The sequence below is a fragment of the Streptomyces sp. genome (genome assembly GCF_036524955.1).
Classification (GTDB): domain Bacteria; phylum Actinomycetota; class Actinomycetes; order Streptomycetales; family Streptomycetaceae; genus Actinacidiphila.
Window position 1 is genome coordinate 1 of sequence record NZ_DATDBG010000127.1, and the last position, 3,648, is coordinate 3,648.

General features: G+C 69.9%; 1 protein-coding gene. It reads right to left on the minus strand.

Translation table 11 applies throughout. The features are described 5' to 3' along the window. Positions 1 to 99 precede the first annotated feature (99 nt). Positions 100 to 3,597, minus strand: a complete 3,498-nt coding sequence (locus VIW71_RS10750; RefSeq protein ID WP_414720723.1) for a multifunctional oxoglutarate decarboxylase/oxoglutarate dehydrogenase thiamine pyrophosphate-binding subunit/dihydrolipoyllysine-residue succinyltransferase subunit — start codon at positions 3,595 to 3,597, stop codon at positions 100 to 102. Between the last annotated feature and the right edge of the window lie 51 nt (positions 3,598 to 3,648).

Consider the following 3,648-nt stretch of genomic DNA (forward strand, 5'->3'; position numbering starts at 1 on the left):
GCCGGTGGCCCGTACCGTCACGGTACGGGCCACCGGCCGTCGCAAGCCGAGCGGTTGACGGGAGCTCAGGTCCGAGCGGACCCGGGCTCCCGGAAACCGTCAGATCTCGAACGCCTCGTTGATCAGCTGCTCCTGCTGCGCCGCGTGCCGCTTGGCCGAGCCGACCGCCGGGGAGGACGAGGCCGGACGGGAGACGCGGCGCAGCCGGTCCGCGTTGTCCGGGGCCGCGCCCAGCACCAGGTCGAGGTGGTCGATCAGGTTGAGGGCGATGAACGGCCAGGCACCCTGGTTGGCGGGCTCGGCCTGCGCCCAGACGAACTTCTGGGCCTTGCCGTACGGGGCCAGCGCCGCCTGGATCTCCACGCCCGGCAGCGGGTAGAGGCGCTCGATGCGGATGAAGGCGATGTCGTTGGCCTGCCGCCGCTCGCGCTCCTCGATCAGGTCGTAGTAGATCTTGCCGGAGCAGAAGACGACCTTGCGGACGTCGTCCGGGTTGACCGCGGTGTCCCCGATCACCGGCTGGAACGAGCCGGTGGTGAAGTCCTCGGCCTTCGACGCCGCCGCCTTGAGCCGGAGCATCGACTTCGGGGTGAAGACGATGAGCGGCTTGTGGTGCGGGTTGTGCACCTGCCAGCGCAGCAGGTGGAAGTAGTTGGCCGGGGTGGTGGGGATGGCCACCGTCATGTTGTTCTGCGCGCAGAGCTGGAGGAAACGCTCGATGCGGGCCGAGGAGTGGTCCGGGCCCTGGCCCTCGTAGCCGTGCGGCAGCAGCAGGGTGACGCCGGAGGTCTGGCCCCACTTCTGCTCGGCCGAGGAGATGAACTCGTCGATGATGGTGGCCGCGCCGTTGGCGAAGTCGCCGAACTGCGCCTCCCACATCACCAGCGACTCCGGGCGGGCCAGCGAGTAGCCGTACTCGAAGCCCATGGCCGCGTACTCACTGAGCAGCGAGTCGTAGACGTTGTAGCGGGCCTGGTCCTCGGAGAGGTACATCAGCGGGGTGTAGTCCTCGCCGGTCTCCCGGTCGATCAGCACCGCGTGCCGCTGGCCGAAGGTACCGCGGCGGGAGTCCTGGCCGGCCAGCCGGACCGGGGTGCCCTCCAGCAGCAGCGAGCCGATGGCCAGCGTCTCGCCCATGCCCCAGTCGATCGTGCCGTCCTCGACCATCGCCGCCCGGCGCTGGAGCTGCGGCAGCAGCCGCGGGTGGACGGTGACGTGCTCGGGGATGTTCACCTGGGCGGCGGCGATCCGCTTGACCACCTCGGTGGAGACCGCGGTGGGCACCGCGACCGGGAACTCCGAGGGCGGTCCGGCCGGCTCGTCGGTGGACGGCGACGCGGGCGCCTGGACCTCGCGGACCTCGGTGAAGACCTTCTCCAGCTGGCCCTGGTAGTCCTGGAGCGCCTGCTCGGCCTCTTCCAGGGTGATGTCGCCGCGGCCGATCAGCGACTCGGTGTAGAGCTTGCGCACCGAGCGCTTCTTGTCGATCAGGTCGTACATCAGCGGCTGGGTGAACGCCGGGTTGTCCGACTCGTTGTGCCCGCGGCGGCGGTAGCAGATCAGGTCGATCACGACGTCCTTGTTGAACGCCTGCCGGTACTCGAAGGCCAGCCGGGCCACCCGGACCACGGCCTCCGGGTCGTCGCCGTTGACGTGGAAGATCGGCGCCTCGATCATCCGGGCCACGTCGGTGGCGTACATCGAGGAGCGCGCGGACTCCGGCGCAGCGGTGAAGCCGACCTGGTTGTTGATCACCACGTGCAGGGTGCCGCCGGTGCGGTAGCCGCGCAGTTGCGACATGTTCAGCGTCTCGGCGACGACGCCCTGGCCGGCGAAGGCCGCGTCGCCGTGGAGCGCGATCGGCAGCACGGTGAAGTCGGTGCCGGCCTTGTTGATGATGTCCTGCTTGGCGCGGGCGATGCCCTCCAGGACCGGGTCGACCGCCTCCAGGTGCGAGGGGTTCGCGGCCAGCGAGACCTTGATCGTCTCGCCGTCCAGGCCCTCGAAGGTGCCCTCGGCGCCCAGGTGGTACTTCACGTCGCCGGAGCCGTGCATCGACTTCGGGTCGAGGTTGCCCTCGAACTCGCGGAAGATCTGCGCGTACGACTTGCCCACGATGTTCGCCAGCACGTTGAGCCGGCCGCGGTGGGCCATGCCGACCACGGCCTCGTCCAGCCGGGATTCGGCCGCCGCGTCGATGACCGCGTCCAGCAGCGGGATGACGGACTCGCCGCCCTCCAGCGAGAACCGCTTCTGGCCGACGTACTTGGTCTGCAGGAACGTCTCGAACGCCTCGGCCGCGTTCAGCCGGCGCAGGATGCGCAGCTGCTCCTCGCGCTCCGGCTTGGCGTGCGGTCGCTCGATGCGGTCCTGGATCCACTTGCGCTGCTTGGGGTCCTGGATGTGCATGTACTCCACGCCGACGGTCCGGCAGTACGAGTCGCGCAGCACGCCGAGGATGTCGCGCAGCTTCATCAGGGTCTTGCCCGCGAAGCCGCCGACCGCGAACTCGCGCTCCAGGTCCCACAGGGTGAGCCCGTGCTCCAGCACGTCCAGGTCGGGGTGCTTGCGCTGCCGGTACTCCAGCGGGTCGGTGTCGGCCATCACGTGGCCGCGGACCCGGTAGGAGTGGATCAGCTCGAAGACCCGGGCGGCCTTGGTGACATCGTCGTCGTGGGCGGTGTCGATGTCCGTGCGCCAGCGGACCGGCTCGTACGGGATGCGCAGCGCGGCGAAGATGTCGTCGAAGAAGTCGTTCTCGCCCAGCAGCAGCTGGTTCATGATCCGCAGGAACTCGCCGGAGGCGGCGCCCTGGATCACCCGGTGGTCGTAGGTGCTGGTCAGCGTCATGACCTTGGAGATGCCCAGCTTGTTCAGGGTGTCCTGCGAGGTGCCCTGGAACTCGGCCGGGTAGTCCATCGAGCCGACACCCAGGATCATCGCCTGACCGGGCATCAGCCGCGGCACCGAGTGAACGGTGCCCAGGCCCCCGGGGTTGGTCAGCGAGGCGGTGACGCCGGAGAAGTCGTCCATCGTCAGCTTGCCGGTGCGGGCGCGGCGGACGATGTCCTCGTACGCCTGCCAGAACTCGAAGAAGTTCAGCGTCTCGGCCTGCTTGATGGCGGCGACCACGAGCTGGCGGTCGCCGTTGGGCTTCACCAGGTCGATGGCCAGGCCCAGGCTGACGTGCTCGGGCTTGACCAGGGTCGGCTTGCCGTCGCGCTCCGCGTAGTGCCAGTTCATCGACGGCATGGCCTTGAGCGCCCGGACCATGGCGTAGCCGATGAGGTGGGTGAAGGAGACCTTGCCGCCGCGGGCGCGCTTGAGGTGGTTGTTGATGACGATGCGGTTGTCGAACAGCAGCTTCACCGGGATGGCGCGCACCGAGGTCGCGGTGGGCAGCTCCAGCGACGCGTTCATGTTCTTCGCGACGGCGGCCGCGGGGCCGCGCAGGGGCAGGTACTCGGTGCCGTTCGCGGTGGGGGCGGCGAGGGGCCTGGCAGCGGTCGGCTTGGGGGCGGCCGGGGCCGTCGGGGCCTGCGGTTGCGCCGTTGCCGCGGGTTGCGGGGCGGGGGCCGCGGGCTGCGGGGCCGGAATCGGGGTCGCGGGTGCGACCGGAGTGACCGGGGCGGCCGGTGCGGCGGCCTG